This window comes from Pseudomonas sp. S2_B07 (genome assembly GCF_054668435.1).
Map to the genome: position 1 here is coordinate 71,056 of NZ_CP162769.1, position 24,771 is coordinate 95,826.

Annotated in this window: 31 protein-coding genes, 2 tRNA genes and 1 pseudogene; 25 read left to right on the forward strand and 9 right to left on the reverse strand. The window is 57.7% G+C overall.

All coding sequences use genetic code 11. From position 1 onward, the window contains the following. The first annotated feature begins 125 nt into the window (after positions 1 to 125). The 7 genes from gacA to AB4N43_RS00320 all read left to right on the forward strand — a co-directional run bounded on the left by gacA (position 126) and on the right by AB4N43_RS00320 (position 4,455). Positions 126 to 767 carry a response regulator transcription factor GacA gene (gene gacA, locus AB4N43_RS00290; protein ID WP_008015884.1) on the forward strand — a complete coding sequence of 214 codons (642 nt, stop codon included), beginning with the start codon at positions 126 to 128 and terminating at the stop codon, positions 765 to 767. Between the two features lie 2 nt (positions 768 to 769). After that, positions 770 to 2,593: an excinuclease ABC subunit UvrC gene (gene uvrC / locus AB4N43_RS00295; RefSeq protein WP_027923801.1), complete on the forward strand. Its 1,824-nt coding sequence runs from the start codon at positions 770 to 772 to the stop codon at positions 2,591 to 2,593. A 32-nt stretch (positions 2,594 to 2,625) separates the two neighbouring features. Further along, positions 2,626 to 3,186, forward strand: a complete 561-nt coding sequence (gene pgsA / locus AB4N43_RS00300) for a CDP-diacylglycerol--glycerol-3-phosphate 3-phosphatidyltransferase (protein WP_027923802.1) — start codon at positions 2,626 to 2,628, stop codon at positions 3,184 to 3,186. A 63-nt stretch (positions 3,187 to 3,249) separates the two neighbouring features. Next, positions 3,250 to 3,325, forward strand: a tRNA-Gly gene (locus tag AB4N43_RS00305). 45 nt (positions 3,326 to 3,370) lie between these two features. Next, a tRNA-Cys gene (locus AB4N43_RS00310) sits at positions 3,371 to 3,444 on the forward strand. Positions 3,445 to 3,700: 256 nt separating this feature from the next. Continuing rightward, on the forward strand, positions 3,701 to 4,069 hold the full coding sequence (locus AB4N43_RS00315) for a hypothetical protein (protein ID WP_460152709.1): 369 nt from the start codon (positions 3,701 to 3,703) through the stop codon (positions 4,067 to 4,069). Next, on the forward strand, positions 4,066 to 4,455 hold the full coding sequence (locus AB4N43_RS00320; protein WP_460152711.1) for a hypothetical protein: 390 nt from the start codon (positions 4,066 to 4,068) through the stop codon (positions 4,453 to 4,455). Before AB4N43_RS00315 ends, AB4N43_RS00320 begins: the two co-directional genes overlap by 4 nt. Before the next feature lie 7 nt (positions 4,456 to 4,462). Here the strand turns inward: AB4N43_RS00320 and AB4N43_RS00325 are convergent, their stop codons facing one another. From AB4N43_RS00325 to AB4N43_RS00365, 9 genes are all read right to left on the reverse strand, one after another. Continuing rightward, positions 4,463 to 5,530, reverse strand: a complete 1,068-nt coding sequence (locus AB4N43_RS00325) for a tyrosine-type recombinase/integrase (RefSeq protein WP_460152713.1) — start codon at positions 5,528 to 5,530, stop codon at positions 4,463 to 4,465. Between the two features lie 2 nt (positions 5,531 to 5,532). Next, entirely contained in the window at positions 5,533 to 5,787 is a 255-nt protein-coding gene (locus tag AB4N43_RS00330) for a DUF4224 domain-containing protein (RefSeq protein ID WP_460152715.1), read from the reverse strand. Next, positions 5,784 to 6,365, reverse strand: coding sequence for a hypothetical protein (locus AB4N43_RS00335; RefSeq protein ID WP_460152716.1), 582 nt, complete (start codon positions 6,363 to 6,365; stop codon positions 5,784 to 5,786). The genes AB4N43_RS00330 and AB4N43_RS00335 overlap by 4 nt, the downstream gene beginning before the upstream one ends. After that, the gene (locus AB4N43_RS00340) at positions 6,362 to 6,781 is read right to left on the reverse strand and encodes a hypothetical protein (RefSeq protein WP_460152718.1); all 420 of its coding nucleotides are present in this window, start codon (positions 6,779 to 6,781) and stop codon (positions 6,362 to 6,364) included. Before AB4N43_RS00340 ends, AB4N43_RS00335 begins: the two co-directional genes overlap by 4 nt. A gap of 56 nt (positions 6,782 to 6,837) precedes the next feature. Then, positions 6,838 to 7,155 carry a pyocin activator PrtN family protein gene (locus AB4N43_RS00345; protein ID WP_460152720.1) on the reverse strand — a complete coding sequence of 106 codons (318 nt, stop codon included), beginning with the start codon at positions 7,153 to 7,155 and terminating at the stop codon, positions 6,838 to 6,840. Positions 7,156 to 7,313: 158 nt separating this feature from the next. Then, positions 7,314 to 7,598 carry a phage antirepressor KilAC domain-containing protein gene (locus AB4N43_RS00350; RefSeq protein WP_460152721.1) on the reverse strand — a complete coding sequence of 95 codons (285 nt, stop codon included), beginning with the start codon at positions 7,596 to 7,598 and terminating at the stop codon, positions 7,314 to 7,316. A gap of 9 nt (positions 7,599 to 7,607) precedes the next feature. After that, positions 7,608 to 8,198: a hypothetical protein gene (locus AB4N43_RS00355; protein ID WP_460152723.1), complete on the reverse strand. Its 591-nt coding sequence runs from the start codon at positions 8,196 to 8,198 to the stop codon at positions 7,608 to 7,610. Positions 8,199 to 8,485: 287 nt separating this feature from the next. Next, positions 8,486 to 9,832 carry a hypothetical protein gene (locus AB4N43_RS00360; RefSeq protein WP_460152724.1) on the reverse strand — a complete coding sequence of 449 codons (1,347 nt, stop codon included), beginning with the start codon at positions 9,830 to 9,832 and terminating at the stop codon, positions 8,486 to 8,488. Positions 9,833 to 9,867: 35 nt separating this feature from the next. Continuing rightward, on the reverse strand, positions 9,868 to 10,515 hold the full coding sequence (locus tag AB4N43_RS00365; protein ID WP_460152726.1) for a LexA family protein: 648 nt from the start codon (positions 10,513 to 10,515) through the stop codon (positions 9,868 to 9,870). A gap of 98 nt (positions 10,516 to 10,613) precedes the next feature. Here AB4N43_RS00365 and AB4N43_RS00370 point away from each other — a divergent pair, with 98 nt between their 5' ends. The 18 genes and pseudogenes from AB4N43_RS00370 (at position 10,614) to AB4N43_RS00455 (ending at position 24,771) form a co-directional block, all read left to right on the forward strand. Continuing rightward, the gene (locus AB4N43_RS00370; protein ID WP_460152728.1) at positions 10,614 to 10,847 is read left to right on the forward strand and encodes a hypothetical protein; all 234 of its coding nucleotides are present in this window, start codon (positions 10,614 to 10,616) and stop codon (positions 10,845 to 10,847) included. A 331-nt stretch (positions 10,848 to 11,178) separates the two neighbouring features. Continuing rightward, positions 11,179 to 11,697 carry a phage regulatory CII family protein gene (locus tag AB4N43_RS00375; RefSeq protein WP_460152730.1) on the forward strand — a complete coding sequence of 173 codons (519 nt, stop codon included), beginning with the start codon at positions 11,179 to 11,181 and terminating at the stop codon, positions 11,695 to 11,697. Further along, positions 11,690 to 11,917, forward strand: a complete 228-nt coding sequence (locus tag AB4N43_RS00380; protein ID WP_460152732.1) for a TraR/DksA family transcriptional regulator — start codon at positions 11,690 to 11,692, stop codon at positions 11,915 to 11,917. Before AB4N43_RS00375 ends, AB4N43_RS00380 begins: the two co-directional genes overlap by 8 nt. Beyond that, positions 11,907 to 14,123, forward strand: a complete 2,217-nt coding sequence (locus tag AB4N43_RS00385; RefSeq protein WP_460152733.1) for a virulence-associated E family protein — start codon at positions 11,907 to 11,909, stop codon at positions 14,121 to 14,123. The genes AB4N43_RS00380 and AB4N43_RS00385 overlap by 11 nt, the downstream gene beginning before the upstream one ends. Next, a complete protein-coding gene (locus AB4N43_RS00390; protein ID WP_460152735.1) occupies positions 14,116 to 14,481 on the forward strand; it encodes a PA0613 family protein in 366 nt (121 codons plus the stop codon). The genes AB4N43_RS00385 and AB4N43_RS00390 overlap by 8 nt, the downstream gene beginning before the upstream one ends. 527 nt (positions 14,482 to 15,008) lie before the next feature. Continuing rightward, the gene (locus AB4N43_RS00395; RefSeq protein ID WP_460152737.1) at positions 15,009 to 15,353 is read left to right on the forward strand and encodes a phage holin family protein; all 345 of its coding nucleotides are present in this window, start codon (positions 15,009 to 15,011) and stop codon (positions 15,351 to 15,353) included. 167 nt (positions 15,354 to 15,520) lie between these two features. Continuing rightward, on the forward strand, positions 15,521 to 16,123 hold the full coding sequence (locus tag AB4N43_RS00400; protein ID WP_460152738.1) for a terminase small subunit: 603 nt from the start codon (positions 15,521 to 15,523) through the stop codon (positions 16,121 to 16,123). Between the two features lie 4 nt (positions 16,124 to 16,127). Next, positions 16,128 to 18,142, forward strand: a pseudogene (locus tag AB4N43_RS00405) (phage terminase large subunit family protein). 1 nt (position 18,143) lies between these two features. Then, complete coding sequence (locus AB4N43_RS00410) at positions 18,144 to 18,350, forward strand: phage head-tail joining protein (protein ID WP_460152739.1); 207 nt, start codon at positions 18,144 to 18,146, stop codon at positions 18,348 to 18,350. Next, on the forward strand, positions 18,350 to 19,828 hold the full coding sequence (locus AB4N43_RS00415; RefSeq protein ID WP_460152740.1) for a phage portal protein: 1,479 nt from the start codon (positions 18,350 to 18,352) through the stop codon (positions 19,826 to 19,828). The genes AB4N43_RS00410 and AB4N43_RS00415 overlap by 1 nt, the downstream gene beginning before the upstream one ends. Further along, complete coding sequence (locus tag AB4N43_RS00420; protein ID WP_460152742.1) at positions 19,825 to 20,985, forward strand: head maturation protease, ClpP-related; 1,161 nt, start codon at positions 19,825 to 19,827, stop codon at positions 20,983 to 20,985. Before AB4N43_RS00415 ends, AB4N43_RS00420 begins: the two co-directional genes overlap by 4 nt. Next, positions 20,982 to 21,326: a head decoration protein gene (locus tag AB4N43_RS00425; RefSeq protein WP_460152744.1), complete on the forward strand. Its 345-nt coding sequence runs from the start codon at positions 20,982 to 20,984 to the stop codon at positions 21,324 to 21,326. The genes AB4N43_RS00420 and AB4N43_RS00425 overlap by 4 nt, the downstream gene beginning before the upstream one ends. A gap of 62 nt (positions 21,327 to 21,388) precedes the next feature. Beyond that, positions 21,389 to 22,384, forward strand: coding sequence for a major capsid protein (locus AB4N43_RS00430; protein WP_460152745.1), 996 nt, complete (start codon positions 21,389 to 21,391; stop codon positions 22,382 to 22,384). Positions 22,385 to 22,386: 2 nt separating this feature from the next. After that, a complete protein-coding gene (locus AB4N43_RS00435; protein ID WP_460152747.1) occupies positions 22,387 to 22,707 on the forward strand; it encodes a head-tail joining protein in 321 nt (106 codons plus the stop codon). Then, positions 22,704 to 23,369 (forward strand): hypothetical protein, encoded by a 666-nt coding sequence (locus AB4N43_RS00440; RefSeq protein ID WP_460152749.1) that lies wholly within the window; start codon positions 22,704 to 22,706, stop codon positions 23,367 to 23,369. Before AB4N43_RS00435 ends, AB4N43_RS00440 begins: the two co-directional genes overlap by 4 nt. Then, complete coding sequence (locus AB4N43_RS00445) at positions 23,362 to 23,880, forward strand: hypothetical protein (protein ID WP_460152750.1); 519 nt, start codon at positions 23,362 to 23,364, stop codon at positions 23,878 to 23,880. The genes AB4N43_RS00440 and AB4N43_RS00445 overlap by 8 nt, the downstream gene beginning before the upstream one ends. Next, the gene (locus tag AB4N43_RS00450; RefSeq protein WP_460152752.1) at positions 23,877 to 24,434 is read left to right on the forward strand and encodes a phage baseplate assembly protein V; all 558 of its coding nucleotides are present in this window, start codon (positions 23,877 to 23,879) and stop codon (positions 24,432 to 24,434) included. The genes AB4N43_RS00445 and AB4N43_RS00450 overlap by 4 nt, the downstream gene beginning before the upstream one ends. A gap of 58 nt (positions 24,435 to 24,492) precedes the next feature. Further along, positions 24,493 to 24,771: a hypothetical protein gene (locus AB4N43_RS00455; RefSeq protein ID WP_460152753.1), complete on the forward strand. Its 279-nt coding sequence runs from the start codon at positions 24,493 to 24,495 to the stop codon at positions 24,769 to 24,771.

Consider the following 24,771-nt stretch of genomic DNA (forward strand, 5'->3'; position numbering starts at 1 on the left):
CGCGCTGGCGACAAGCCTTTCAAGATGTATTGATACTTTTTATATGATGCTTGCTGCTAGGTCTGCCAGTTGCTTTTTGCTAAGGTGTCCGGCAACCCAATAAGACCAATTCGCGAGGTGTCTGCTTGATTAGGGTGCTAGTAGTCGATGACCATGATCTCGTTCGTACAGGCATTACACGAATGCTGGCTGACATCGATGGCCTGCAAGTAGTCGGCCAGGCTGAATCAGGGGAAGAATCCCTGCTCAAAGCGCGTGAGTTGAAACCCGATGTGGTGTTGATGGACGTCAAGATGCCGGGTATCGGCGGTCTTGAAGCCACGCGCAAACTGTTGCGCAGTCACCCGGATATCAAAGTCGTCGCGGTCACTGTCTGTGAGGAAGATCCGTTTCCGACGCGGTTGCTGCAGGCGGGTGCCGCCGGATACCTGACCAAGGGCGCAGGGCTGCCGGAAATGGTCCAGGCGATTCGCCTGGTATTTGCCGGTCAACGCTACATCAGCCCGCAGATTGCCCAGCAACTGGCGATCAAATCCTTTCAGCCCACCAACGACTCGCCCTTCGATGCCTTGTCCGAGCGCGAGATCCAGATCGCGTTGATGATTGTCGGCTGCCAGAAGGTCCAGATCATTTCCGACAAGCTTTGCCTGTCACCCAAAACGGTCAACACTTACCGTTACCGCATTTTCGAGAAGCTTTCGATCAGCAGTGATGTCGAGCTGACGCTGTTGGCGGTTCGTCACGGCATGGTCGATGCCAGCCTCTGACAATGACTGACACCTTCGATCCAAGCGCTTTTCTGTCGACGGTCAGTGGGCGCCCCGGTGTGTACCGCATGTTCGACAGCGATGCGCGCCTGTTGTATGTCGGCAAAGCCAAGAACCTGAAGAATCGCCTGTCGAGTTACTTCCGCAAATCCGGTCTGGCACCCAAGACCGCCGCGCTGGTGGCGCGTATCGCTCAGGTCGAGACCACCATCACCGCCAACGAAACCGAAGCCCTGTTGCTTGAGCAGACGCTGATCAAGGAATGGCGCCCGCCGTACAACATCCTGCTGCGCGACGACAAATCCTACCCTTACGTCTTTCTCTCGGATGGCCAGTTCCCGCGCTTGAGCATTCATCGCGGTGCGAAGAAGGCCAAGGGCAAGTATTTTGGTCCGTACCCGAGCGCCGGAGCGATTCGTGAAAGCCTGAGCCTTTTGCAAAAGACCTTTTTTGTTCGCCAGTGCGAAGACAGCTATTACAAGAACCGCACGCGCCCATGCCTGCAATACCAGATCAAACGTTGCAAGGCGCCGTGCGTGGGCTTGGTCGAGCCTGAGGTTTATGCCGAAGACGTTCGTCACTCGGTAATGTTCCTTGAGGGGCGCAGCAATGCGCTGACGGACGAGTTGTCAGCAGGCATGGAAGAGGCGGCGATCAACCTCGAGTTTGAGCGTGCCGCCGAGTTGCGTGACCAGATTTCCTTGCTGCGTCGGGTCCAGGACCAGCAAAGCATGGAAGGCGGCACCGGCGATATCGATGTGATCGCCGCCTTCGTCAATCCAGGCGGTGCTTGCGTTCACTTGATCAGCGTGCGTGGCGGACGGGTGCTGGGCAGCAAGAACTTTTTCCCGCAAACCGGTATCGACGAAGACGTTTCCGAAGTCATGGCCGCGTTTCTCGGCCAATACTTCATCACCAGCCCCGAGCGCGACTTGCCGAGTGAGCTGATCGTCAACGTGGTGCATGAAGACTTCCCGACGCTGATCGAGGCCATCGATGCCCTGCGTGGGCGTGAGCTGACCATCAGTCATCGGGTGCGCGGCACGCGAGCGCGCTGGCAGCAACTGGCGGTCACCAACGCCGAGCAGGCCTTGAGCGCGCGTCTGGCGAACCGTCAGCACGTCGCCGCACGTTTCGACGCGCTGGCGGAAGTCTTGAACCTGGACGAGCCACCGCAGCGCCTGGAGTGCTACGACATCAGCCATTCCAGCGGCGAAGCCACCGTGGCGTCCTGCGTGGTGTTTGGCCCGGAAGGCCCGATCAAATCCGATTATCGCCGTTACAACATCGAAGGCGTGACGGCGGGAGATGACTACGCCGCGATGCATCAGGCCTTGACCCGCCGCTTCAGCAAGCTGAAGGAAGGTGAGGGCAAGCTGCCGGATATTCTGTTGGTGGACGGCGGCAAAGGTCAGTTGTCCATGGCCCGTGATGTGCTCAATGAACTGGCGGTGCCGGACCTGATCCTGTTGGGTGTGGCCAAAGGGGCAACGCGCAAGGCCGGTTTCGAAACCTTGTACCTCAACGACGCGGCCCATGAATTCACCTTGCGCGGCGATTCCCCCGCGCTGCATTTGATTCAGCAAATACGCGACGAAGCCCACCGTTTCGCCATTACCGGTCACCGCGCTCGCCGTGGCAAAACCCGCCGCACGTCCACGCTTGAGGGCGTCGCCGGCGTCGGGCCGACACGTCGTCGCGATTTATTGAAACATTTTGGTGGATTGCAGGAGCTGTCTCGTGCCAGCATCGAAGAGATCGCCAAAGCACCCGGGATCAGTAAAAAGCTCGCAGAGTTGATTTATGCAAATCTGCACAGCGAGTAGAATGCCAACTCACCTCGTAGCCAGTTGTGCCGATGAATATCCCTAATCTGATTACCGTTCTACGCGTCCTGCTCATCCCGATCTTCATTTTGTTGTTCTACCTGCCTTACCAATGGAGCTACGTGGCCTCCGCCTCGGTCTTCGCCTTTGCTGCCGCCACAGACTGGCTGGATGGTTATCTCGCCCGACGCCTGGAGCAAAGCACTCCGTTCGGGGCGTTCCTCGATCCCGTGGCTGACAAGCTGATGGTCGCCGTCGCACTGGTCTTGCTGGTGCAAGAACACGGCAACCTGTGGCTCACGCTGCCGGCCGCCGTCATCATCGGTCGCGAAATTGTCGTCTCGGCATTACGCGAGTGGATGGCCGAACTCGGCGCCCGTGCTCACGTCGCCGTATCGAACCTGGGCAAATGGAAAACCGCCGCGCAAATGCTCGCGCTGGTGATCCTGCTGGCCAATCCGTCAGACTTTAGCTTCTGGGTCTTGATCGGTTATGCCTTGTTGCTGGTGTCGGCGGGCCTGACATTGTGGTCCATGGTCCAGTACTTGCGGGCTGCCTGGCCACATCTGAAGACCGACGTTGAAAAGAAATAAAACTTTTTTGAATCAAGGGGTTGACGGGGCTTCTGGATTCTATAGAATGCGCCACACCAAGACGCGGGAATAGCTCAGTTGGTAGAGCACGACCTTGCCAAGGTCGGGGTCGCGAGTTCGAGTCTCGTTTCCCGCTCCAAGTTTGAACACATTTGTTGTTGTGCTACTGACAGCAAATGTTTGAGGCCGAGTAGCAAAATGGTTATGCAGTGGATTGCAAATCCACCTACGCCGGTTCGATTCCGACCTCGGCCTCCACTCTTAAAAACCCTGTAGATCAACGATCTACAGGGTTTTTTTATGTCTTCGAAAAAGTGAAGTGTTCCGCAATTTTTGATTGGTGTTCCGCAACCGCATCTCTTTTTTTAGCGTGTTGTCGGATCGCTCAGTGGTCGCCGTTCGCTTCGACACACTATCAATCACTAGATTCCCAATGTTGATGATGGCACTATGATGTGCTTGGTTGCACGGTGAGTAAGGAATGGATATGTACGTTGGTGGGCGAAGAGTTTTAATGAATGAAGTCATCTTCGTTCCTGACAATGATGTAGTGACCTTCGTGTGTCCGGTCGCTGGTGAAGATGAATTGACGGTGCGGATGGAGTTTCCAGAGGAGCCATTTGAGGATGGCACTCCTGAAGAGAAACGTCCCGAACCCAAATTCGATGTCCAATATGAAAACCCTCCAAATAGCATCCACATTGATTGCGTTGTATTACGATTTTCCAATTTTGGTAGAGGCTTTGGTCAAAGTCTCACCGCTCCCTATCCAGTAGCGGTCGCGGACAATAAAGAAATTATCTTTTTCCTTGCGTCGGTCCAAAAACTGGCGAAGATGAGGAGAGTAGAGTTTCAATTCATGCTTGGGGGGGAAGTCGAATGACGATGAAACCATTACCTCAAGAAGCTCCACCAGTGCAACGTAGGAAGCCGTCACAGTACGTTCCAGTCCAGCAAATCCATGACAATATTTCACAGGAAGTGATAACGATCACGGCTGATAAACTGGAACTTGCGCTCCTAAATCATATGGAATGCTTGTCAAAAAAAGATGCGTGGCATATGCCGCTCAGCTTGCTTGTTGGTGTTGTTGTGGTTTTCTGCTCGTCAAATTTCAAAGAGGCGTTTGGGATTACTGCTGATACTTGGGCTGCGATGTTTATATTGTTCGGGTTGGCTTGCATTCTTTGGCTGGCGCGTTCGCTGTTTCGTATAACGAAGGCAGTTTCTGTTAAAACGTTAATAGAGGTTATAAAGAATAAGCAGTAGGTTGCTGCTATTTAGTTGGTTTCACGATCTCACCAACTCGCCGATAAACCTTCTTAGTCATTTCTTCCGTTGAGTGACCGAGCAGGCGGCTTGCGTCTTTGATGTCTTCGATTTCGCTGCCGGCCTTCGGTCGGATGTCCCTGAATTGAAACTTCCGGATTGTGACAGCCAGCTCGGTATCGCCCTCGGTCGCTGCTTTTGTTGCAGCCTTGTCTCGGGCTTCGTCCCAGCGATTACGCAGCATCGCATAGCTCATACGGAGTCCCACCTGGTTGGTTATCAGGTTGGAGCTTTTTATGCCGGCCATCACTTTGCGATCGAGCAATGCATCCAGAAAGGCACTGAGGTAAGAAATGGCAGCGCCGTCGTGTAGGCGTATTCTCAGGCGTTTCTGAGTCTTGCCCTGGCCCACCATCAAGAATCCGTTGTTGATGTCTGCCGCCGAAGCTTTCAATACGTCAGCCGGGCGTTGACCCGTCAAGTAAGCCAGGTCCATGGCGTCTTTTAGTTCGGGCGGGGCCTGTGCGTATACGGCATCCCACACGATTTCGCCTGCGTAGAAATCCCGCGGCGTCTCCTTGTTCCGCCGTAGGCCGAAGCAAGGGTTTGCCTTGTCAGTAAGTCCCCACTCACGGGCGAAAGTGAACATCGTGGACAGAAGGGCGATTTCCCGATTCGCTCGAACTTTGGCCGACCTAGCGTCGCGATACTGGGCGATTACCTGCGGAGTCATTGCGTCAACGGGCGCGCCGACGAACGCTTTACGCAACTGTCGCAAGCCTTTCTCATAGTCGCTTTGGGTGCCTGGCGTCAGCTTCGGCATTACTTTCGACTCATAGTCGTCAAACAGGCGATCCATCAGGTGCGCGGGTTTCGGAATCGCTTTGCGATCGAGGCGTGCCCATTCGATTTTTGCATCATCCAGATCACCGCCCAGCGGAATTTCGACCCGGTTCCCTTCCGCGTCCCGACCGTTGTAGTAGTAGCCCACCCAGGTACTGCCGTTCTTTCTTTTCCGAGTGCGGCGGATCATTCGTGGCGGCAGATCCCGGTTTTTGGCGTTCTTCTGGCGCATTACTAACCCACACGAGCGAGATCGAGTGACCAAGTTTCTGTCACTGCATTGGTTGCGGATGGCTTCACCCCTGCGAGCTTAAGGCGGGCGTAAACGCGGCCTACAACGGGGCGTTGTGCGGCTGTGAGCACGTGTTCCCAAGCATTGCGTTGCAGCCACCGACGTTGGCAGGACGGAATCTTGTAGCCCGTTATAGCGGCCAGTTCAGCTTCTGTCAGCGTCTCACTTGGGAGCTGAAAGGAGTTCTCTCTGTTCATGCTGTCTCCTGAGCGATGACGACAGCTTGTACCTGCGTATACCCCACAACAGGCTGCGCTGGCGAGCAAATCTCAGCGATTAGCGTTGCATCTGGTGTGGCTGCCTCGCGCAGCTTTTCGTGGGGTATAAGCACGACGGTGGTGGCGAAAAAAGGGGCAGTAATGCCTGCTGCTGCGCAGCAGAGCCTGTTTGTTTCAGGTGCGTCGACGCTATTGACGTTGCAGAGCAAAGCGGTCGATGTTTGGGTTGTGTGCTGTTCCGTCGCCGTGCCGCTTTCCTCCGCTATTCGATGGCGAGTTGGTACCTCCGGTGCTGGTGAGACGCGAGCCGTGTTGCGATGGTGGCGAGAATCTGGGCTCATGCAGCCTTCTTGACCAAGTCCGCCAGTAGCGGGGTGTTTTTGGTCTTTGTTCAGTTTGCGCAGGGCGTCGTTGCCGATCAGTGCGACAAGTTGCCGGTCGAATTCTTTGCGAAAGCGCGTCAGTTCCAGCAACTTCGTGGTGGCTTTGGTGCATTGCTGTTGCAAGGCGCCGGCTGCCCGTGGTGTCAGGCGCAACATTTGGGGAGCGCGATTCATGCCGCATCCTCCTGCGTTGCTGGCTCTAGTAGGGCTGCCATGGAGAGCGCTTGATCGCGGAGGTCGAGAGTATCTCGCTCGAGTTTTTTGCCGGTTCGGAATGCACTGAATGTCTCGGCCGCGATCCTGAGCTTTTCAGCAATGGCTAGTAGGGATTGACGTTCCTGCTCCCCTAGTTTTGAGGCCGCCAATGCGCGCTTGTAGAGAGCGTACAGTTGCATGCGATCAGCAGATACTTGGATTAGTGAGTGCTCCAGGCTACGGATGGCTTCCGAGTTGTCGGATTGTTGGATGGTTTTGCCTTCGTCAACTTCCTCGATGCGTCCATCGATCAGGCCATCTCGGTAGCCGGTCCAATAGAGAAGGGCGGCGGCGATGATGAGGCCGATCAATGCGCAGATTTGAATTGCAGTCATGTGGTGTGCTCCTAGATTGTCGTAGGCTGGTGGTGGCAGCCATTGGGTCGGGTGTCTTACTCGGTTGAGTCGTCCTGCGGCCGCAGCATCTCTTCATCTGCCTTGTAGGCACGGATATCGATTAGTGAAGCAACATGGCGGATGTGCGCGTACTTCGGTGCCTTGCGGCTGGTGTCCAGTGTGGTTATGGGAAGCTGTATCCGACCGCTGTTGATCTCGGCCACAAACGATTGCTCGTTGAGGTTGCGGAAGTACTGCTCGCGCACTTTTTCCAGCGGGATCAGTACGTCGCCGAAGGTGCGGTAAAGCAGCTCCACGGTGGCTGACTCGGGTGCGGGTTGCAGTCGTAGCGGTGTCTGGCTGGCGTTAATCATTGGCTTGCTGAGCCTCCTTGCGTTGTGTTCTTGCCGGGTGGTCCCAGGCATTCAGGCAGTGGCGCTTAGTTAGCTCGCGCAGATGTTCAGGCACTTCGAGGAGCGCAGCATTGCGCTCCTCGCGTGTGCGCATGGCGACGATCTGGCGAGCGTATTCCCTAGGCCACGTCACTGTGGTTTACCGGAATGGCGGGTATATCCAGCCCCAGTTGATCGGCCAGCCAGCGGAGACCGGGTTGTTTGACGCGGGTTGACTGGCTGTACTGTATGCCGGCGGACTCGTGATACCAGTTGCTTTCCTTGACCCGCAGGTACACGCGATCGCGGGTCGGGAAGGCGGGTAGGTTCCGATTATTGAGCAGACCTTTTGCCCGCATAAGGTCGAGCAGCTTTGGCCGAGTCATACCGAAGTATTTCGCGGCTTGGGCGAGTGTGCGTTCCATGACATCCCCTCAAGCAGCGTGCGCGGCGGGTGTTGCCGCTGCCGCCAGGTGGTTGATGGACTCGGCTACTTGTTTGTAGATCTCGACGTCGCTGCCGCACACGGAGAAGCATTTAGTACGCGGGCTTTTTACGCCGATGCTCATGATGGTGGTGACACCAGGGCGGGTTTTAGTGCGGTGGATGGCGACGTGAATGGGCAGCTCAAATCCCATGTAGAGGCTCACCACACCACCAGTGCGCACCAGCTCGAATACTCGCTGCTTGTGCTCAGTATCGAAGCGAGCGTATTGCCGACTGGCGTGGGGGAGGTTCAACAGGTCGGCAGCGTTGCTGGGGTCGAACGGGCCGTTGACGATCTCTTCGATAAAGTCGGCCAGCTTGAGGTGCATCTTTTTTTCGTTCTTCAAGGTCAGCGTATGGCGCTCGCTGCCCAGTTCAACGGTGAACAGGGTGTCGAATGGGTTACGTTCAACTTTCAAGCGAAACGACAGAGCCTCGCGCTTAGGTGTCGACCTCAAAGTGTGGCTGAAGGTCTCGGTCAGGTTGACCTGGGCGTTGAGCAGTTGCAGGGTGCGGTTGTCTAGCTTGTACTTGCTCATGCTGCATACCCCCCGCCATTCGGACCGAACGGAGCGGGTGTGGCGCGGGCTTTCAGCTTAGGTTTGGTGGTGACAAACGTGCAGCGGCATTCGCGGGCTAGGCGGCGAATTTCGAATATGCGGAATGGATCAGCAGCGGCCGGATGGACGTGCAGGGTTGCTGTGGTGTGCATGGTGTTGCCTCGCTCTGTGGTGGAAGAGTGAGGCGATATTTAACCCTGAAGGTAAATTGTGTCAACAAAAAACAACCATAAAGGTTAATTTTTTGAAATCGTACAATGATTCCCTCAGTTAGCAGGTTCCGGCTCATCCAGGCCTGCAAGCAGGTCATCTGAAAAATCCAATGTCGGATGAGGAATATCAGCCAAAATGGCGTCTCGATCGCAATGCCTTAAGAAGAAATACAGTGAAGAGTCGATTATCTTAAGTAGCTTACTACCACGATCATAATCTACGAAGGGCGGTTGAATTCGTTTGTTGATCTGATGTTGGGTAATGTTATGAAGAAATGCACCGAGGTCGCCTGAGCGTACATCATCTGGCCTGTGGTGAACTCTCCGGATTCCCTCTAATAATGTAGATCGCGATAGTCCCTGTTCAATATTTTCTAGGTCTGTTTTTAGCAATAAGTGTATAAAATAAAATGGAAATGCTAACGATGGCTTTCCGCTCTGGTTGCTAGTTTTTCGTGCAATGTCGACAAATGATTCAAAATTTCGAATATGGCGACCCCCGTACTCGCCTGCTTTGGTGGCGAGCGCAGTTGCTAGGTGATCACTTGTTATAATTATCGTTGTTTTCGCTGTTTCGGTAAGGCCTGCCGCCATGCAGCACTGTTTGCAAAGCTCTTGTACAACACCAACACTGTCGAATGAAGATTTGATGAGGATTTCTTGGATATTTGAAAAGTCGGCGTTTAGTAGCTTTGATCCTTTTTCTATTACTTTTGCAAAGTCTTCATTCAGCCAAGGCTCTACTGGTACTTCCGTAACGCGATCTAAAAGGTCACCATTGAATTGTACTAATCGATTCGCCTCGCGCCATATGCCCAGTACTATAAAAATCACGCCAAGGTCTTGAAAAACCCTGAGGTCGTAGGCAAGACGCTCTTGTACTTCAAGGGATAGGTAGTGAAAGTTTTCAAGGACGATAAACTTTTCGATTTCTTTCTTTTTTAGAAGCTCGGAGACGTCCTGTGCGAGTTCTAAGTTATATTCGATGTAAAGCTCTTTTGATGAGTTGGACTGGGTTGTCTTGTCTGCGGTGCCAGCACCTAGAGTTGCTTCACCAATGAAGGGGACTTTTACCTTTACGCCGGCATTGATGTTGGATGCAGTTTCGAAGCTAAGGCCTTGAGTATCACTCTCGAAATATGTGATGTTTGATTGTCTGAGAATTGATCGATAAATATCGATGGCTTGTGTCTGTGGGGAGCATTCTACTTTTACATATTCATCTTTTTTTAGATGCTTAAGGGTTAGTGATGTCTTTCCTTGTTTAGAAGATCCATAAACTATTACTTGGTTTTTGTCCTCAAGCGCTGCACTGAATAATTCGTCTACGCTAGGTCTTTCGATATAAGATTCTATTAGCTGGCTGCGGACGCCGAAAACATCACTGGTTTTGTACTTCATTTGATATCCCTTTCTGAAGCTGGATTTTTCTAGAGTTACAAGTCTGATATTTTCCAGCGAGCTCGCCCACAGATACTCCACTCTTCAGTCATCCGAATGATTCTCTCAGGCCAGTCTGGATTTAGTGCGTAGAGATACTGTTCATTTCCCTCTTGTTTCAATTGTTTAAGCGTTGCGGCTTGATCTCGCGTTCTTTTGGCAGCAACAAAGTGACCTGGTAGCGCCTCTAACGCAGGGTCGATCACGATCTTGTCGCCCTCCACAAATTTTGGCTCCATGCTCATGCCTTCAACGCGAAGGATAAATGCCCGTGGTCCCACGGGACCCGGTGCGTCAATCCACTCTTCCGCATCCCGTGGATCGAAGCTGACATCAGGTTCGCACCAAGCACCGGCAGCAATTGATCCCATCACCGGTAATTTACGACCTGTGTGACTTAGAACCGTAGCGTTGTTGAATTCGCCAAGGCCATACGGCATGTCGAGATATCCGTCATGAAGGTGCAACGCTTTCTCGATCTCGCGCGCAATCTGATCTCCAATGCCCTTTGTCGGGTTCTTTCCGCCGAAAGCACTAACCTGCGCGGGCGCTTTACCCAGTAGTTCGGCGATGTCAGTCAAGCGGAGTTTTTTCTCTGCCAAGACTCTTCGGAAATTTTGGAGGCGGGTATCTGAAATTTTCATACGCCGATTCTGGCTGGATTAACCTTGCGGGTGAATGTCCTTGTGGGTATTGCAAAAAGTAACCCAGGAGGTTAACTTGTCGTTCGGAGGGTACACCTATGAACTTACGTAATTACATCAATCAGTTAGATACCGAGGCGCTAATGGCTTACGCCCAGCGTTGCCATATCGCAGTGAGCTACCTGCGTCTTCACGTCAAATACGCGAGCAAAGATCCAAGCGTCTCGTTGATCAAGTCATTAGCTCGTGAGAGTGAAGGTTGTGTTTCGCTTGCCGAGGTACTCGATCATTTTGGTGTGACTGAAACGACTCCAACTAGCAAAGCCGCGTAGCTAGAAAAAAGGCGACCCAAAGGCCGCCCAGTTCCTCCCGGCACGCACCACCACAGCGCTGTCGGGTCGCGATAAAGAAAGGCGGGCACACCACATGCTAACCACCTCTCTTTACCGCGCTTTCCAAGGCACGGATGCCTTGGTGTTGCTGCCTTTTCCACCACAGATTGGGCAGCTGTTGCGCCAGAGGTGAACGACGGATCGTTCGCCTCGGCACGGTGCCGGTATCGATCCTGAAGATCTAGCCGGCGTTTGGGCCCTTTCAAGCCACGCGGCAAATGTATCACCACTGCATGTCGCGCGGCACTGGCAACTTACAAGGATTAATGCCATGAGCCGAATCGCTCTGAGTTCTATAGAACGGGCGCAGCGGGAGATCCTGCCGCTCGATTTAGCGCTTTACCATGCTGCCCGGGACTATCCCGGTGGCGCAGCTGCAATTGCCGCCACCACCGGCAGAAACGCCACCACGCTGCAGCACAAGCTGTCTCCAACTCACCCAAGTCACACGGTCAACATTCAGGAATTCGGCGAGATCCTGGAGCTGACCAAGGACCGCCGCATTCTGGATGCAGTGCATGCGTTGGTCGGGGATACGACTTGGCAGGAGTTGGCCGAGGCGTACACCAACGACATGCCTGAAACCTTGACCACCGGCATTGCTGAGTATTTTCGGCAGGTCGCGGACTTGGCTGAGACATGGGCCAAGAGCATCGGCGACGGCGTGGTGACTGACCACGAGTTGGCTGCGATTCGCTTGCAGGTGTTTCGAGGAATTCAAGGGCTGCTGGGGATGTTCAACCGCGCCACCTACGTTAATCAGACAACGCGGGGTGTCGACCGTGGCTGATATTGCTGACTTTGCTAACGACCTGGTGCAGGAACGTCTTGATCAGGCAATCGCTGCGCGTAACGCCGCCAAGCCCGCTTCCGCGGCGCATTCATTCCTGTTCTGCGAAGGTTGCGATGATCCTATCCCTGAAGCTCGTCGGCTCGCACTCCCAGGTTGCACTCAGTGCGTGATCTGCCAGTCCGTCGACGAATCGCGGGAGGCTCGCCATGCTCGATGAGGTATTGGGTCAATTCGCAGACTACGGCCTTGAGCCGGACCAGCCGTTAATTTTTGGCAAGCTGACCCGCTGCAAGACCACGCAGGACAAGGGCAAAGAAAAGAACGGCTGGTACGTCGTCCACGAACATCGCACCGAGAAGGGCGAGACGCTGATCTTCGGCAGCTTCGGCGACTGGCGTTCGGGCGAAACGCAGAAGATTAAGGTCAAGGCGGGGCGGATGTCGCAGGAAGAGCGTGAGGTTATGCGCGCTCGCCAAGAAGATGCCAAACGTCGCGCCGCCGAGATTGCGGCCAATGCGGCACGTCGAGCGGCGAACCGCGCAGCGGGGCTGTTCAAGCGCATGCCTGAAAAGGGGCGTAGCGACTATCTGGACCGAAAGCAGATTGTTGGTTTTGGTGTTCGTTACGCGCCGCGCACCGGCGCGTTTTTGGTGCCGATGTGCAACGTGCGGGATCAGATCGTCGGCTTGCAGGTGGTGTTTCCCTCCAAGCAGGAAGACACCGGTCGGGACAAATCCTACTGGCCTTACGGGATGTCGAAGGAGGGGGCTTTTCACCTGATCGGGCCTCACCCGGAGCCGGGAGACCCGGTGCTGGTATGTGAGGGTTATGCCACGGGCGCCAGCGTGCATATGGCGACCTCGCTGACCGTGGCCATCGCCTTCGACGCGAGTAACTTGCTGGTGGTCTGCAAGGCCATGCGTGAACGCTTTCCGGGTTGCCCATTGATCGTCTGCCGTGATGATGACTGGAAGACCAAGCGCCCGAACGGTGAGCCCTGGAACCCCGGTGAAGAGAAGGCCAACAACGCCGCGTTGATAGTAGGTGGTCAGGTGGTTGCGCCGATCTTCTCTGGTGAGCGGGAAGACAAGTGGACGGACTTCAACGACCTGCACGTTGCCGAAGGCTTGGAGGCGGTCCGTCGTCAGGTGTTGGCGGTGGTCAAGCCACCGGCTGCGGGTGGATGGAAAGATCAACTGGCTCGCACCGAAAGCGGTGCCCTTATCGCGCACATGCAAAACGTTGAGCTGATCCTTGGAAACGACGAACGCTGGGCCGGGGTGATCACTTACAGCGCCTTCAGTTCGAAGATCGTCAAGCTGCGTTCTGCCCCTTACGGCGGCGGTACTGGCGACTGGGCCGACATCGATGACGTGCGGGTAATGAAGTGGCTCGCGCAGCAATACAACCTGCGGGTCAAGTCGACTCAGGTGATCGAGGCGGTGAGCGTGGTTGCACATGATCATGCGTTCCATCCGGTGCGGGAGTACCTGCACAAGCTCGAATGGGACCGAGTGCCTCGGTTGGAAAGTTGGCTCACCGATGTCATGGGCGTGCAGGCCAGCGACTACTCGGCCAAGGTCGGTAAGCGCTGGATGCTGTCGGCGGTGGGGCGGGTAATGAGGCCCGGCTGCAAGGCTGACTCGGTGATGATTCTGGAAGGCGCGCAGGGCGCGGGTAAGTCGACGGCGATGAGCATCCTCGGCGGCGAATGGTTCATGGATACGCCTTTTGCGCTGGGCGACAAGGACGGCTTTCAGGCGATCCGTGGCAAATGGATTGTCGAGCTGGGGGAGCTGGACAGCTTCAACAAGGCGGAAAGCACTAAGGCCAAACAATTCTTCTCAGCGTCGACCGATACCTACCGCGAGAGCTACGGCCGCCGAACAAACGATGTGCCACGCCAGTGTGTGTTCGTGGGGACGACCAACCAAGACGAATACCTCAAGGACGCCACCGGCAACCGGCGTTATTGGCCGGTGGCTTGTACCAAGGTCGACCTGGAGCAGCTGCGTGAAATCCGTGACCAGCTCTGGGCAGAAGCGATGTTTTGCTATGAGGCAGGCGATATCTGGTGGGTGACGCCTGATGAGGCGCCGACCTTTGCTGACGCGCAGGAAGAGCGCTTTGTTGTGGATGAGTGGGAAGGGCCAATTCTGACCTGGCTGGAGGAATCGCAGATCGGTGAAACCACGTCCGGCAGTGAGGTGCTGACTAATGCGCTGAAGCTCGACTTTGGTCATTGGGGTAAGCCCGAGCAGATGCGCGTCGGGGCGATCATGCACCGGCTTGGATGGCGACGGACACGGATGCCGGCGTTGGCGAAAAGTGGGCAGCGTCCTTGGGCTTACAAGAAGCCGGCAGGTTGGGGTGGCGCTTCAGTGTTGCAGAGGGAGACGTTTGAGGAGCCGTGCTTTGATTAAGCGAATCGATGAGATGCTCAAGCTGTGGGCCGAGGATCTGCACTCCCCGATGACCCACTGTTTCGCTGGAGCGAGCGGCGGCAACATGATCGCCATGCTGATGGAGTGCAAAGGGGAGTTGATTCGCGGGACTCGCGGCAGTCGGGTGCTGCTGGATGAATCGGCGGATATTGAGCTGATCGTGAATAAGCATCTTGCGCCTGAGCTTGCCTTGGTAGTGATGGAGCACTACTGCAACCACGAAAGCTTTCTGTCGCAGAAGATGCTGCATTGCGGTTGCAGTGCGCCGACGTATTACCGTCGTTTGCATGAGGCGCATTTGTGCATCGCCGGCATGTTGATGGGGAAGGCTGCGTGACCCCAGGCACGACTCCGGCTGTTGTTGTCCCACTGGCCCGCCTTGCCCCACTGCGTTTTGACGTGGTGGGACAAGCGCGGGCCTTGTCGTTGTTGGGCTGTCCCACAGTCCCGCCTGTTGGAGCCTCCCGCCCATGTGAGCGGAGCGGGCACCAGCACGCGCCCCTGGCGCGCACGCGTGTTATTCAATTTCTTCCTTTACACGAGAAAGTAGATAAAACAGTAGGACAGTGGGGCAAGGCCCCGAACTTAGGCGCTCTCAGGCGTCCCACTTCGATCCTGAAAGGTGGGGCAAATGGGACAACACAACAGCAACAGATAGCCGTGGTGGTGTATTCACCGACATTGCTTAGGCGTTCACCCTGCGTTACCCACATATTCACCGGGTGGCATTAAAGTGGGGTTGCTGCCATGAGAATCCACCTGTAAAAAGTAGTCATCTTCGATAGGTGCGACCGCAGAGAGCGGCAGGCATCACACACCAAACCCGGCCATTGCGCCGGGTTTTTGCGTTTATGGGGTAGGGCGATGACGAACGAACAGCAAGCGCTGGCAGAGATGCCGATCTGGTTAGTGATCGTCCTGGCCCTGGTCGGCGGCGTGTCGGGCGAGATGTGGCGAGCTGACAAGGACGGGGCAAGGGGTTGGGCATTGTTACGGCGCCTCGCACTTCGGTCCGGTGCCTGCGTTGGTTGCGGACTGTCCACCATGATGTTGTTGCACGCCGCCGGGGTGTCGATCTGGACCGCGTCGGCGATGGGCTGCCTGACTGCAATGGCCGGCGCCGATGTTGCCATCGGGTTGTACGAACGTTGGGCCGCCAAGCGGCTGGGCGTCTGCGAAGCGCCACCCTCCGGTGGTGAGCAGGGGTGATGCACCGGCCCGGGGCACCGAAAATCGCCGGGGACCCTGGGGTTATCCATTGGGTACGGGGTCGGAAACCCGCGGGAAAGTGTTAGCGACAGGGTTGCCAGCTTACTGAAATTCAATCCATTGAAATCGAAAGGTTCCCATTGAAAAGCCGTTGAAAAGGAGGGCTTATGACAGAACCAATGTACCTGTCAAAGAGCGCCTTCGCGGCTCGGATCGGCAGGGCGCCCAGCTACATCACCTGGTTGAAAAACAACAACCGCCTGGTACTGACCGCAGACGGTAAACAGGTCGATGTCACGGCCAGTGAAGCGTTGATTCGCGACACCGCTGACCCGAGCAAGACCGCCGTCGCTGACCGCCACCACCAGGACCGGCTTCAGCGTGACGTTTACAGCCAGCTATCCAGTCAGGCCGAACCGACTTCAATGGCTGCGCCGCCGCTCGCGATTACCCCTGCGGGGCAGCTTCCCGACTTCCAGAAGGCCCGCGCATTACGCGAGCACAACCTGGCACAGCTCGCCGAGATCGAGTTACACAAGGCCAAGGGCTCACTGGTGGCACTGACGGCGGTTCAGACCGGTGCCTACAACGCCGGTCGCATGCTGCGCGATCAACTGCTCGGCATGCCTCCGCAGTTGGCTCCGGAACTGGCTTCCATGACCGACCCTTGGGAAATCGAGAAGCACCTCACAGCGGCGATCCGTCGCTCGCTGGAAGACGCCGAACGCATGTCTTCAGCGGACCTAGAACACGCACTGACCACGAGTTAAGCCCATGCCCACTGGATTCCCTGACGGTGCAGAGGTGTACCGCGAGGCGTATTTCCGTGGGCTACGGCCCGACCCGGATGTCTGGATCGATCAGTGGGCCGATGAGTACATGCGGATCCCGCGTGACACCGGCGCCGCTGAGCCCGGCCAGTACCGCACTTCGCGTACTCCGTATGCCCGCGAGCCGATGCGTTGCCTGTCGCCGGCTCACCCCTGCAAACGCGTGATCACCATGGTCGCGTCGCAGTTGATGAAAACCCAGGTCGGTCTGAATTGGATCGGCGGCCTGATGCACATGGCGCCGTCGAATATCCTGGCGCTGTTGCCAAGCCTCGGCCTGGCCAAACGGGTGTCCTCGCGGATCGGCAAAACGATCAAGGCGACGCCGGTGTTGCGTGAGCGCGTGGCGGCCAACCGCTCGCGGGATTCACGCAACACCATGGACACCAAGGAGTTCGAGGGCGGCACGTTGTACGTGACCACCGCCGGCTCGGCCGCCAACCTGTCGGAGCTCTCGGCGCGCTACGTTTACGGTGATGAGATCGACCGCTGGGAGGTGGACATCGGCGAGGAGGGCGATCCCATCGAGCTGGCGGAAACCCGGGGCAGTACCTTTGGCCGTAACGCCAAGTTCTACTTCTCCAGCTCGCCGACGATCAAGGGCGCTTCGCGCATCTCCGACCTGTTCGATGGCAGCGACCAGCGTCACTACTACGTGCCGTGCCCGACTTGCGGGCACATGCAAATCCTTGAGTGGGAGCGGCTGCACTACTCGATGGATTTCAGCGTCGTGCACTACCAGTGCGCCGGGCCGGAATGTGACGTGCTGATTGAGGAGTACCACAAGGGCGAAATGCTCGCCAACGGCGAGTGGCGCGCCCATGCCGAAGGAGACGGCGAGACCGTTGGCTTCCATCTCAACGCGTTGTATTCGCCGCTGGGTTGGATGGATTGGAAGTCGCTGGCCAAGCAATTCGAGAAGGCGAAAAAGGCCCAGGCCAAAGGCGATCTTGAGCCCATGCAGGTGTTCTACAACACCCGTCTGGCGAAGGTTTGGGACGCGGCTCAAGAGCAGACCAAAGCGGACGTGCTTAGACAGCGCGCTCGGTTGGAAGGCTTTACCCTCGGTTCGCTACCGGCGGCGGTGATGATGATCACCGGTGCCGTCGACGTTCAGGCCAATCGCCTGGAGTTCATGGCCATGGGCTGGGGGGCCGGCATGGAGCGCTGGGTCGTTGATTTCCAGATCGTTTCGGGCGATCCAGCAGACGACCGCACCTGGGCGGCGCTGGATGAATTGCTCAAGGCCAAATACCGCCATCCTTGCGGTGTCGGTCTGGGCATTCTCGCCGTGGCCGTCGACTCCGGTGGTCACCATACCGATGAGGTCTACCAGTTCTGCCGTGTTCGTCGCTGGCGCAACGTGTTCGCCATCAAAGGTGCGAGCAAACCCGGCAAGCCGGTCATTGCTCAACGCCCGTCCATGGTCGATGTGACCTGGAAAGGCCAGACCGAACGCAACGGTGCCGAGCTGTGGTTCGTCGGTACCGACACAGCGAAAGATTGGATCTACAACCGCTACCCATTCGAGTCCGGGCCGGGCGCGTTGCACTTCGCCAATGACCTGCCGGACGACTTCTTCGACCAGTGCGTGGCAGAGCGCAAGGTCGCCCGCTACGTGCGTGGTCACAAGCGCATCGAATGGGTCAAAGGCAAGGCCGAGCGCAACGAAGCGCTCGACCTGATGGTGTATTGCCTGGCGATGGCGCATTACCTGGGCCTCAACCGCTACAAGGAACACGACTGGGAACGCGTGCGTCAGTCCCTGGCGCAGTCCGGACTGTTTGACGAAGCCCGGGACATCAAGCCTGTGCAAGGTGAACGGATCGATAGTCCTGGTCCCGCAACACCGGATAGGCAACCGGCTCCATCCCTCGCTGTTCCGGTCGTGCAAGCGCGCCCAACGGCAACCCCCCTCAACGCCGCAGCTCCACCAGCGGTTACCTGAAGAGACGCTGATATGTCATTTACCCAGAAGCACCTCGACGCGGTTGAGGCGGCCATCGCTCGCGGTGAAAAAACCGTGCGCTACACCGACCGCACCGTGGAGTACCGCACGGTCGATGAGCTGCTCAAGGCTCGCGAAGAGATTCGTTCGTCGCTGGTCAACGCTGCCGGACCACGCTCGCGTGCGGTTCGTCTGTACCACGGAGGCAAGGGACTCTAATGGCTCGCTATCCGACGCTAACCCGTAACGGATTCGTGTTGCCGTCGAACATCAAGGCCAGTTACGAAGGCGCCGGAGAGGGCCGCCGCTCCACTGGCTGGGATGCTCCCGACAACGGGATCAACAGCATCAATACCCCGGCACTGCGCAACCTGCGGTCGCGCTCCCGGGCAGCGGTTCGTAATGACCCGTATGCCTTTAACGTGATCGACAAGCGCGTCAGCAACCTGATCGGCACCGGTATCACCCCTCGGCCGACCACAGACGATGATGCTTTACGCAAGGTGCTCCAGGAGCTGTGGGGCGATTGGGTCGATGAATCGGATGCGGATGATCGTACCGACTTCTACGGCCAGCAGGCCTTGGTGGCCCGTACGGTTGAAACCTCGGGTGAGTGCTTTGTGCGGCTGCGTCCGCGCAGTCTCGACGAGGGCTTGGCGGTTCCACTGCAGCTGCAGATTCTGGCGCCGGAGTTTGTTCCGCACGACAAGTACGAGAGCACCAAATCCGGCAACGTTATCCGCGCCGGGATCGAGTTCAACCCCGGCGGCAAGCGCGTGGCGTACTGGATGTACCTGTCGCATCCGCGCGATGCGTCGTCGTTGAACGCTGGCTACAACCAACTGGTGCGAGTGCCGGCGGCGCAGGTGCTGCACATCTTTGAACCGGTGGAGCCTGGTCAACTGCGCGGCGTGCCGCGCTTGTCGCCTGTACTCAAGCGCCTGCGCAGTCTCGACAACTACGACGACGCCGTGTTGTTTCGCCAGGAAGTGGCCAACCTATTTGCCGGTTTTATCAAACGGCCGACGCCGGAATCTGGACTGGTTCCCAGAGATCCAGTGACCGGCGCGCCGCTGAGCCTGGATCGCGATGGCTTCACGCCGATGGTCGCGCTGGAGCCCGGCACCATGCAGGAGTTGGGTCCTGGTGAAGAGGTGGAATTCTCCAAGCCACCGGATGCGGGCAACAACTATCCCGACTTCATGCGGCAACAACTGATGGCAGCCGCCGCCGGTTCCGGCACGCCTTACGAGATCCTCACCGGCGACATGCGTGGGATCAACGACCGAGCGTTGCGTGTGGTGCTCAACGAGTTTCGGCGCCGCCTGGAACAACTGCAATTCAGCGTTTATGTCCACCAGCTCTGCCGCCCAGTGCGGGCCGCCTGGATGGACATGGCCGTGTTGTCCGGTGTCCTGGTGCTGGGCGATTTCGCGCAGAAGCGCCGCGACTACCTGCGTACCCGTTGGGTGCCGCAAGGTTGGGCTTATATCCAGCCCGTACAGGACGTGCAGGCTCGCCGGATGGAAGTGCAGGCAGGCTTTGCCTCGCGCAGCGAGATGGTTCTGCGCACCGGCTACGACGCCGAAACGGTCGATCAGGAAAACGCCGCCGATCTGGCGCGTGCCACGGCCCTTGGCCTCAATTACAACACCTTGGATGCCGTCGAAACAACCGACGACAAGGAGCAACCATGAGTAAAAAAGCGCGACCGCGCGTTTACAATCGGGCCGGTCAACGGGTGCAGGTTCAGGATAAAACCTGGTACGCACTGCAGGCCAGCGGCGAGGCCGCCGAGCGAGTGATCGAAGTTTTTGTCTATGGCGAGATTGGTACCTGGGGCATCACTGCCAATCAATTTGTACAGGACCTGCGCTCCTTGGATGACGGCGTCTCGCCGGTGGTCGCGGCATTCAACAGCATCGGTGGCGATTTGTTTGACGGGCTCGCCATGCACAATGCGTTATCGCGTCTGGGTGAGCGTTGTACCGGTCGGATTGATGCATTGGCCGCCAGTGCGGCCAGTGTGGCGGTATGCGGTGCACACCGCGTCGTCATTGCGTCGAATGCCATGCTGATGATCCACAACCCTTACACCTATGCCGGAGGCGACGCGGAGGACTTCCGCAGGGTCGCCGATGTTCTGGATCAGACGCTGGAGGCGATCATCGCGGCCTACAAGGCCAAGGCGCCGGACATCGATGAGGTCGAGCTGCGACGGCTGGTGGCCGCCGAAACCTGGCTGACGGCTAATGAAGCCGTGGCACTGGGGCTGGCCGATGAAGTCGGCGACGGCATCACGGTCAAGGCGTGCCTCGGTCAGGGCGCGGTGTTGCAGCGTTTTCAGCACGCACCGGCTGAACTGGTGGCTCAGCTCGATGAACCACCCGAAGCAGATCCGGACCTGGAGCCGGAACCGCTCGATCCACCATCTGTGTCGCCGGTGGTCGATTCGGCCAAGTTGGCCCTGATGATCACTCAACGTTGCACGGCAGCAGGTATCGGCAACCTGGTCGAATCGCTGCTCAGCTCGACCCAGCTTGAAAGCGAAGAGATTGTCCTGGCCGGCCTGGCTCGCGCCAAGGCGGTGAATGACCTGTGCGTGGCCGCTCGGTTGCCGGAGTTCAGCGCCGAGTATGTGTCGGCGGGGCTGGATGCTTCAGCGGTTCGGGCGCGTCTGTTCGACAAGATTGTCACCAGCGGCAAGGGGTTTGAAATCGACAACAGTCTGCCGCTGGCCGACGACCCGGCGCCCAAGGTGCTGGCCAAACAACCTGACCCCACCTCGATCTGGGCCGCGCGACAAACGGCTCAATCTGGAACCGCGCACGGCGCGAAAGGAGCAAGACCATGACCCTCAAAAAAGAGCCGATCCACGCGGGTGAATTTCTCCTGTCTGAAGGCGCCGGGAACATTTCTCGGGAAACGATCAATGTTGCAGCTGGCCCTGCGCTGAACCCGGGCCAGGTTCTCGGCCTGGTGACGGCCACGGGCGAATTCGCGCCGTATGACTCTGCCGCCACAGACGGTACGGAGACGGCTGTTGTGATCCTCTACGGACCATTGGGCGAGTCGGACATCGTGCGCCGTGGTCGCGCCGTGGTGCGTTTGGCTGAAGTCAGCGAAGTGCACCTGACCGGGCTAGACCCGGTGGCGGAAAAGGATCTGGCCAGCCATTTCCTGATTGTCCGCTAAGGCTATCCCCTACGTTTGCCCGACCCGCCTTGAGCGGGTTTTTTCATTTCTGGAGAGTACCCATGGCCGAGATCGCCATTTTTGACGACGAAGCGTTTACCGTTACCGCGCTGACTGCTGCACTCAACGATCAACCCTATCTGCCAGGCCGCATCAGCGCCCTGGGTCTGTTTCGCGAGGAGGGTATTACCACCCTGACCGTTCAGATCGAAAAGGACGGCGATACCCTGGCACTGGTGCCAGCCGGTGAACGCGGCGGCGCGGGCCTGGTGGTCGCCGCCAGCAAACGCAACCTGATCCCGTTCAACACCGTGCACCTGCCGGAGCGCTTCACCATCAAGGCCGACGAGATCCAGGGTATTCGCGCCTTCGGTACCCGCACCGAGTTGCAGGCGGTTCAGGATGTCGTCAATACCCGTCTGGCCAAAGCGCGTCGTCAGTTGGACGCGACCCATGAGTTCCAGCGCATGGGCGCGCTGAATGGCCTGATTCTCGATGCCGATGGTTCGACGGTGCTGCTGGATCTGTATGACCGCTTCGGTGTACAGCGTCAGAAGTTGCCCATGGGCTTGGCCGACCCGAGCACGGAGCTGCGGGTCAAATGCGGCGAAGCGTTGGATATGCAAGAAGATGCCCTCGGCAGCGTGACTAGCACCGGCTCTCGCGCTTTTTGCGGCAAGAATTTCTGGAACAAGCTGATTGTTCACGAGTCGGTCAAAGAGACCTACCTCAACAGCCAGCAGGCGGCTGCCTTACGGGGCGACGCCCGGGAAAGCTTCGAGTTCGGCGGCATTATCTGGGAGCGCTACCGTGGCAAAGTCGCGGGCGTGTCTTTCGTCCACGACGACAAGGCGCTGCTGATCCCTGAAGGTGTACCGGAGTTGTACATCTCGGTGTTTGCACCGGCGGACTACATGGAAACGGTCAACACCCAGGGTATTCCGTACTACAGCAAGATCGAACCGATGCAGTTCGGCAAGGGCGTGGTCGGCGAAGCGCAGTCCAACCCGCTGCACCTGTGCACCCGACCTCGCGCACAGATCCTGCTGGAGCTCTGACCGTGGGCTTTCGCGATCTGATCGCCGAGGTCGACGCGGTGGTGTTCGAAACGCTGGGCGACACCGCGATTATCGAGGGTCGCGAACAGCCGGTGTTCGGCATGTTCGCCGCACCCTGGCTTCAGCCCAAGTTCGGCAAACTCAACACCGGGTTGCGCGAGCCGCGGTTCGAGATCCGCGTCAGCGACTCGCACGGCCTGGAGCAGGGCCTGCTGGTCAGCATCGATCTGCCTGCGCTGGATGGCGGTGGAGATTATGACCTGCTGCAGTTGGAGCCGAGCGGTGACGGTCTGGTCGCCTTGATCCTGAGGATGCGTGCATGAGTGTCGGCAGTTACTTCGAACCTTCCGCCGGTGGCGGGATGATCTCCATCCAGTCTTCGACGGCGGACCTGAAAGCGTTTCAGGACTTCGCCAAACTGGTGCCCAAAGCGGCGGCCACCGCTCAGCGTCGGGCGATCAACAAAACGCTGGGTTGGCTGCGCACGCACATTGCCCGGGCAGTGAGCCGGCAAGAACGCATTGCGGTTGCGGCGGTTCGTCAACGTTTGCGCAGTTACCCGGTCACGGGCGGGGCTACCAGCGGCAAGTTGTGGTTCGGTTTGAACGCCATTGAGTCCAGCCGGATCGGCCGGGCGCGGCAGTCTGGCAGTGGCGTGTCGGTGGCTGGGCGGCGTTACCAGGGCGCCTTTCTCAAGCAGGTTTACGGCAACAAGCCTGACATCTGGATTCGCACCGCGAGCAAGCACTTCAACGCCGACGATTATCCCGACAGCACGGTGTCTTCAAGTCGGGGCGCCAGTTCGGGTTGGGTGGCGGAAAACGGCAGTCGCTTTCCGCTGGCCAAAGCCAAGGTGTCGCTGGAGCAAGCCCGTCCGCACTTTGACAGCTGGGTCAAACGCGCCGATGTGCGCCTGCTGGAAATCCTGCAGCAGGAGTTCAACTTTGAGCTGCAGAAATACCTGAAGGGGACGGCCAATGTCTGACGAGTCTTTTAGTCTCGACCAGCTTTATCGGGCAATGGAGCAGCAGATTCTGACGCAACTGCCGGGCGTTCACGCAGTAACAACTTGGCCGAGGATCAAGGATCGGGTTGCGCTACCGGCGGTGTTCATCGACATGACTGAGATGGAACCCGGGACTGACATCGGTACCGGCGAAACCTCGTTGGTCTGTAAGTTCGAGGCACGCATTGTCGTTGATCCGATCAAGGCCGATCACCAACGACAGGCCGTGCAACTGGCCACACAACTTGCCGTCTTGCTGCGGCTGCAAACCTGGGGACTTGAGGTCGAGCCTGCCGAGTTTGTCCAGGCGATGCAGGATTGGACCAGACCTGAACTGGATGGCTACGTGGTCTGGTTGGTGGAATGGACGCAGCAGATCTTCCTGGGAAGCGAAGAATGGCCATGGCCGGATGAGCCGCCTGGCACCCTGATGCTGGGCTTCAACGATGACGACAAAGACGACTTTTTCAAACCGGAGGAGCTCCCGTGAGTTTCGCACTCGGTGAGCATGACCGCATGATCTCGGCCATGCTGATGCCCTGTGCGGTGGTGGGCGTCGACCTGACCGCACCGGCGGTGCGGGTGTCAAATGGTGAATGGACCAGCGCCTGGGTGCGCTGGCACAGCCTGGCCGCCGGCAAGGCGCGGCATTGGCGCGTGCCGAGCCTTGGTGAGCAAGGGGTGTTGTTCAACCCCAGCGGCCAGGCTGGCATGGGCACCTTTGTTCCGGGCTTGTACGGCAATGCCGGCGGGCAGCCGGATAACCGCGACCATGTCGAAGTCTGGCGGTTTGATGACGGTGGCTCGCTGGTCTACGACTGGCAGGCCAAGGCCTACACCATCACCCTGCCGACCGGGACGGTGACCATCAAAGTCGCCACCACCGAAGTCGTGGTGACGGACAGTGCCGTCAGCGTAATCACCGGCAACATCAACCTGAAAGCGGCGGTGACCATCGACGGTGCGTTGCATGTCACGCAGGGCATCACCAGTGCCGGCGCGATTATCGACGCCGGTGGTAACAGCAACCACCACACGCATTAATTTTTCACCCCACGACAGCCCGCCGAGTGCGGGCTTTTCTACATCTGGAGTGTGTCTTATGAGTAAGTCTAGAACCGATGGCGATCCAACCGAGTCCACCGATGCCATTGCCGTGCCGGGATTGAAACCGGCCCCGCTGGGTTCTCCTGCCGCTGCTAATGCGGTGGCGCCGGTCGGGCCAGCGCGTGTTTTTCGCGACACGGTTTTCACCTCGCGGACTCTGATCGTGCCCGGCGGCGGCACGCTTGCTGTTGTAGCAGGTCGTGTCACTGCCTGTGGTGACGATCAATATGCGTTTTTGAAAGCGCATCCCGAGCTGGAGCAATTGCCGGAGTAA

Coding starts and splice junctions, on each gene's coding strand:
- uvrC (WP_027923801.1), top strand. CDS start 770: ATGACTGACACCTTCGATCCAAGCGCTTTTCTGTCGACGGTCAGTGGG.
- pgsA (WP_027923802.1), top strand. CDS start 2,626: ATGAATATCCCTAATCTGATTACCGTTCTACGCGTCCTGCTCATCCCG.
- AB4N43_RS00315 (WP_460152709.1), top strand. CDS start 3,701: ATGAATGAAGTCATCTTCGTTCCTGACAATGATGTAGTGACCTTCGTG.
- AB4N43_RS00320 (WP_460152711.1), top strand. CDS start 4,066: ATGACGATGAAACCATTACCTCAAGAAGCTCCACCAGTGCAACGTAGG.
- AB4N43_RS00325 (WP_460152713.1), bottom strand. CDS start 5,530: ATGCGCCAGAAGAACGCCAAAAACCGGGATCTGCCGCCACGAATGATC.
- AB4N43_RS00330 (WP_460152715.1), bottom strand. CDS start 5,787: ATGAACAGAGAGAACTCCTTTCAGCTCCCAAGTGAGACGCTGACAGAA.
- AB4N43_RS00335 (WP_460152716.1), bottom strand. CDS start 6,365: ATGAATCGCGCTCCCCAAATGTTGCGCCTGACACCACGGGCAGCCGGC.
- AB4N43_RS00340 (WP_460152718.1), bottom strand. CDS start 6,781: ATGACTGCAATTCAAATCTGCGCATTGATCGGCCTCATCATCGCCGCC.
- AB4N43_RS00345 (WP_460152720.1), bottom strand. CDS start 7,155: ATGATTAACGCCAGCCAGACACCGCTACGACTGCAACCCGCACCCGAG.
- AB4N43_RS00350 (WP_460152721.1), bottom strand. CDS start 7,598: ATGGAACGCACACTCGCCCAAGCCGCGAAATACTTCGGTATGACTCGG.
- AB4N43_RS00355 (WP_460152723.1), bottom strand. CDS start 8,198: ATGAGCAAGTACAAGCTAGACAACCGCACCCTGCAACTGCTCAACGCC.
- AB4N43_RS00360 (WP_460152724.1), bottom strand. CDS start 9,832: ATGAAGTACAAAACCAGTGATGTTTTCGGCGTCCGCAGCCAGCTAATA.
- AB4N43_RS00365 (WP_460152726.1), bottom strand. CDS start 10,515: ATGAAAATTTCAGATACCCGCCTCCAAAATTTCCGAAGAGTCTTGGCA.
- AB4N43_RS00370 (WP_460152728.1), top strand. CDS start 10,614: ATGAACTTACGTAATTACATCAATCAGTTAGATACCGAGGCGCTAATG.
- AB4N43_RS00375 (WP_460152730.1), top strand. CDS start 11,179: ATGAGCCGAATCGCTCTGAGTTCTATAGAACGGGCGCAGCGGGAGATC.
- AB4N43_RS00385 (WP_460152733.1), top strand. CDS start 11,907: ATGCTCGATGAGGTATTGGGTCAATTCGCAGACTACGGCCTTGAGCCG.
- AB4N43_RS00395 (WP_460152737.1), top strand. CDS start 15,009: ATGACGAACGAACAGCAAGCGCTGGCAGAGATGCCGATCTGGTTAGTG.
- AB4N43_RS00400 (WP_460152738.1), top strand. CDS start 15,521: ATGACAGAACCAATGTACCTGTCAAAGAGCGCCTTCGCGGCTCGGATC.
- AB4N43_RS00410 (WP_460152739.1), top strand. CDS start 18,144: ATGTCATTTACCCAGAAGCACCTCGACGCGGTTGAGGCGGCCATCGCT.
- AB4N43_RS00415 (WP_460152740.1), top strand. CDS start 18,350: ATGGCTCGCTATCCGACGCTAACCCGTAACGGATTCGTGTTGCCGTCG.
- AB4N43_RS00420 (WP_460152742.1), top strand. CDS start 19,825: ATGAGTAAAAAAGCGCGACCGCGCGTTTACAATCGGGCCGGTCAACGG.
- AB4N43_RS00425 (WP_460152744.1), top strand. CDS start 20,982: ATGACCCTCAAAAAAGAGCCGATCCACGCGGGTGAATTTCTCCTGTCT.
- AB4N43_RS00430 (WP_460152745.1), top strand. CDS start 21,389: ATGGCCGAGATCGCCATTTTTGACGACGAAGCGTTTACCGTTACCGCG.
- AB4N43_RS00440 (WP_460152749.1), top strand. CDS start 22,704: ATGAGTGTCGGCAGTTACTTCGAACCTTCCGCCGGTGGCGGGATGATC.
- AB4N43_RS00445 (WP_460152750.1), top strand. CDS start 23,362: ATGTCTGACGAGTCTTTTAGTCTCGACCAGCTTTATCGGGCAATGGAG.
- AB4N43_RS00455 (WP_460152753.1), top strand. CDS start 24,493: ATGAGTAAGTCTAGAACCGATGGCGATCCAACCGAGTCCACCGATGCC.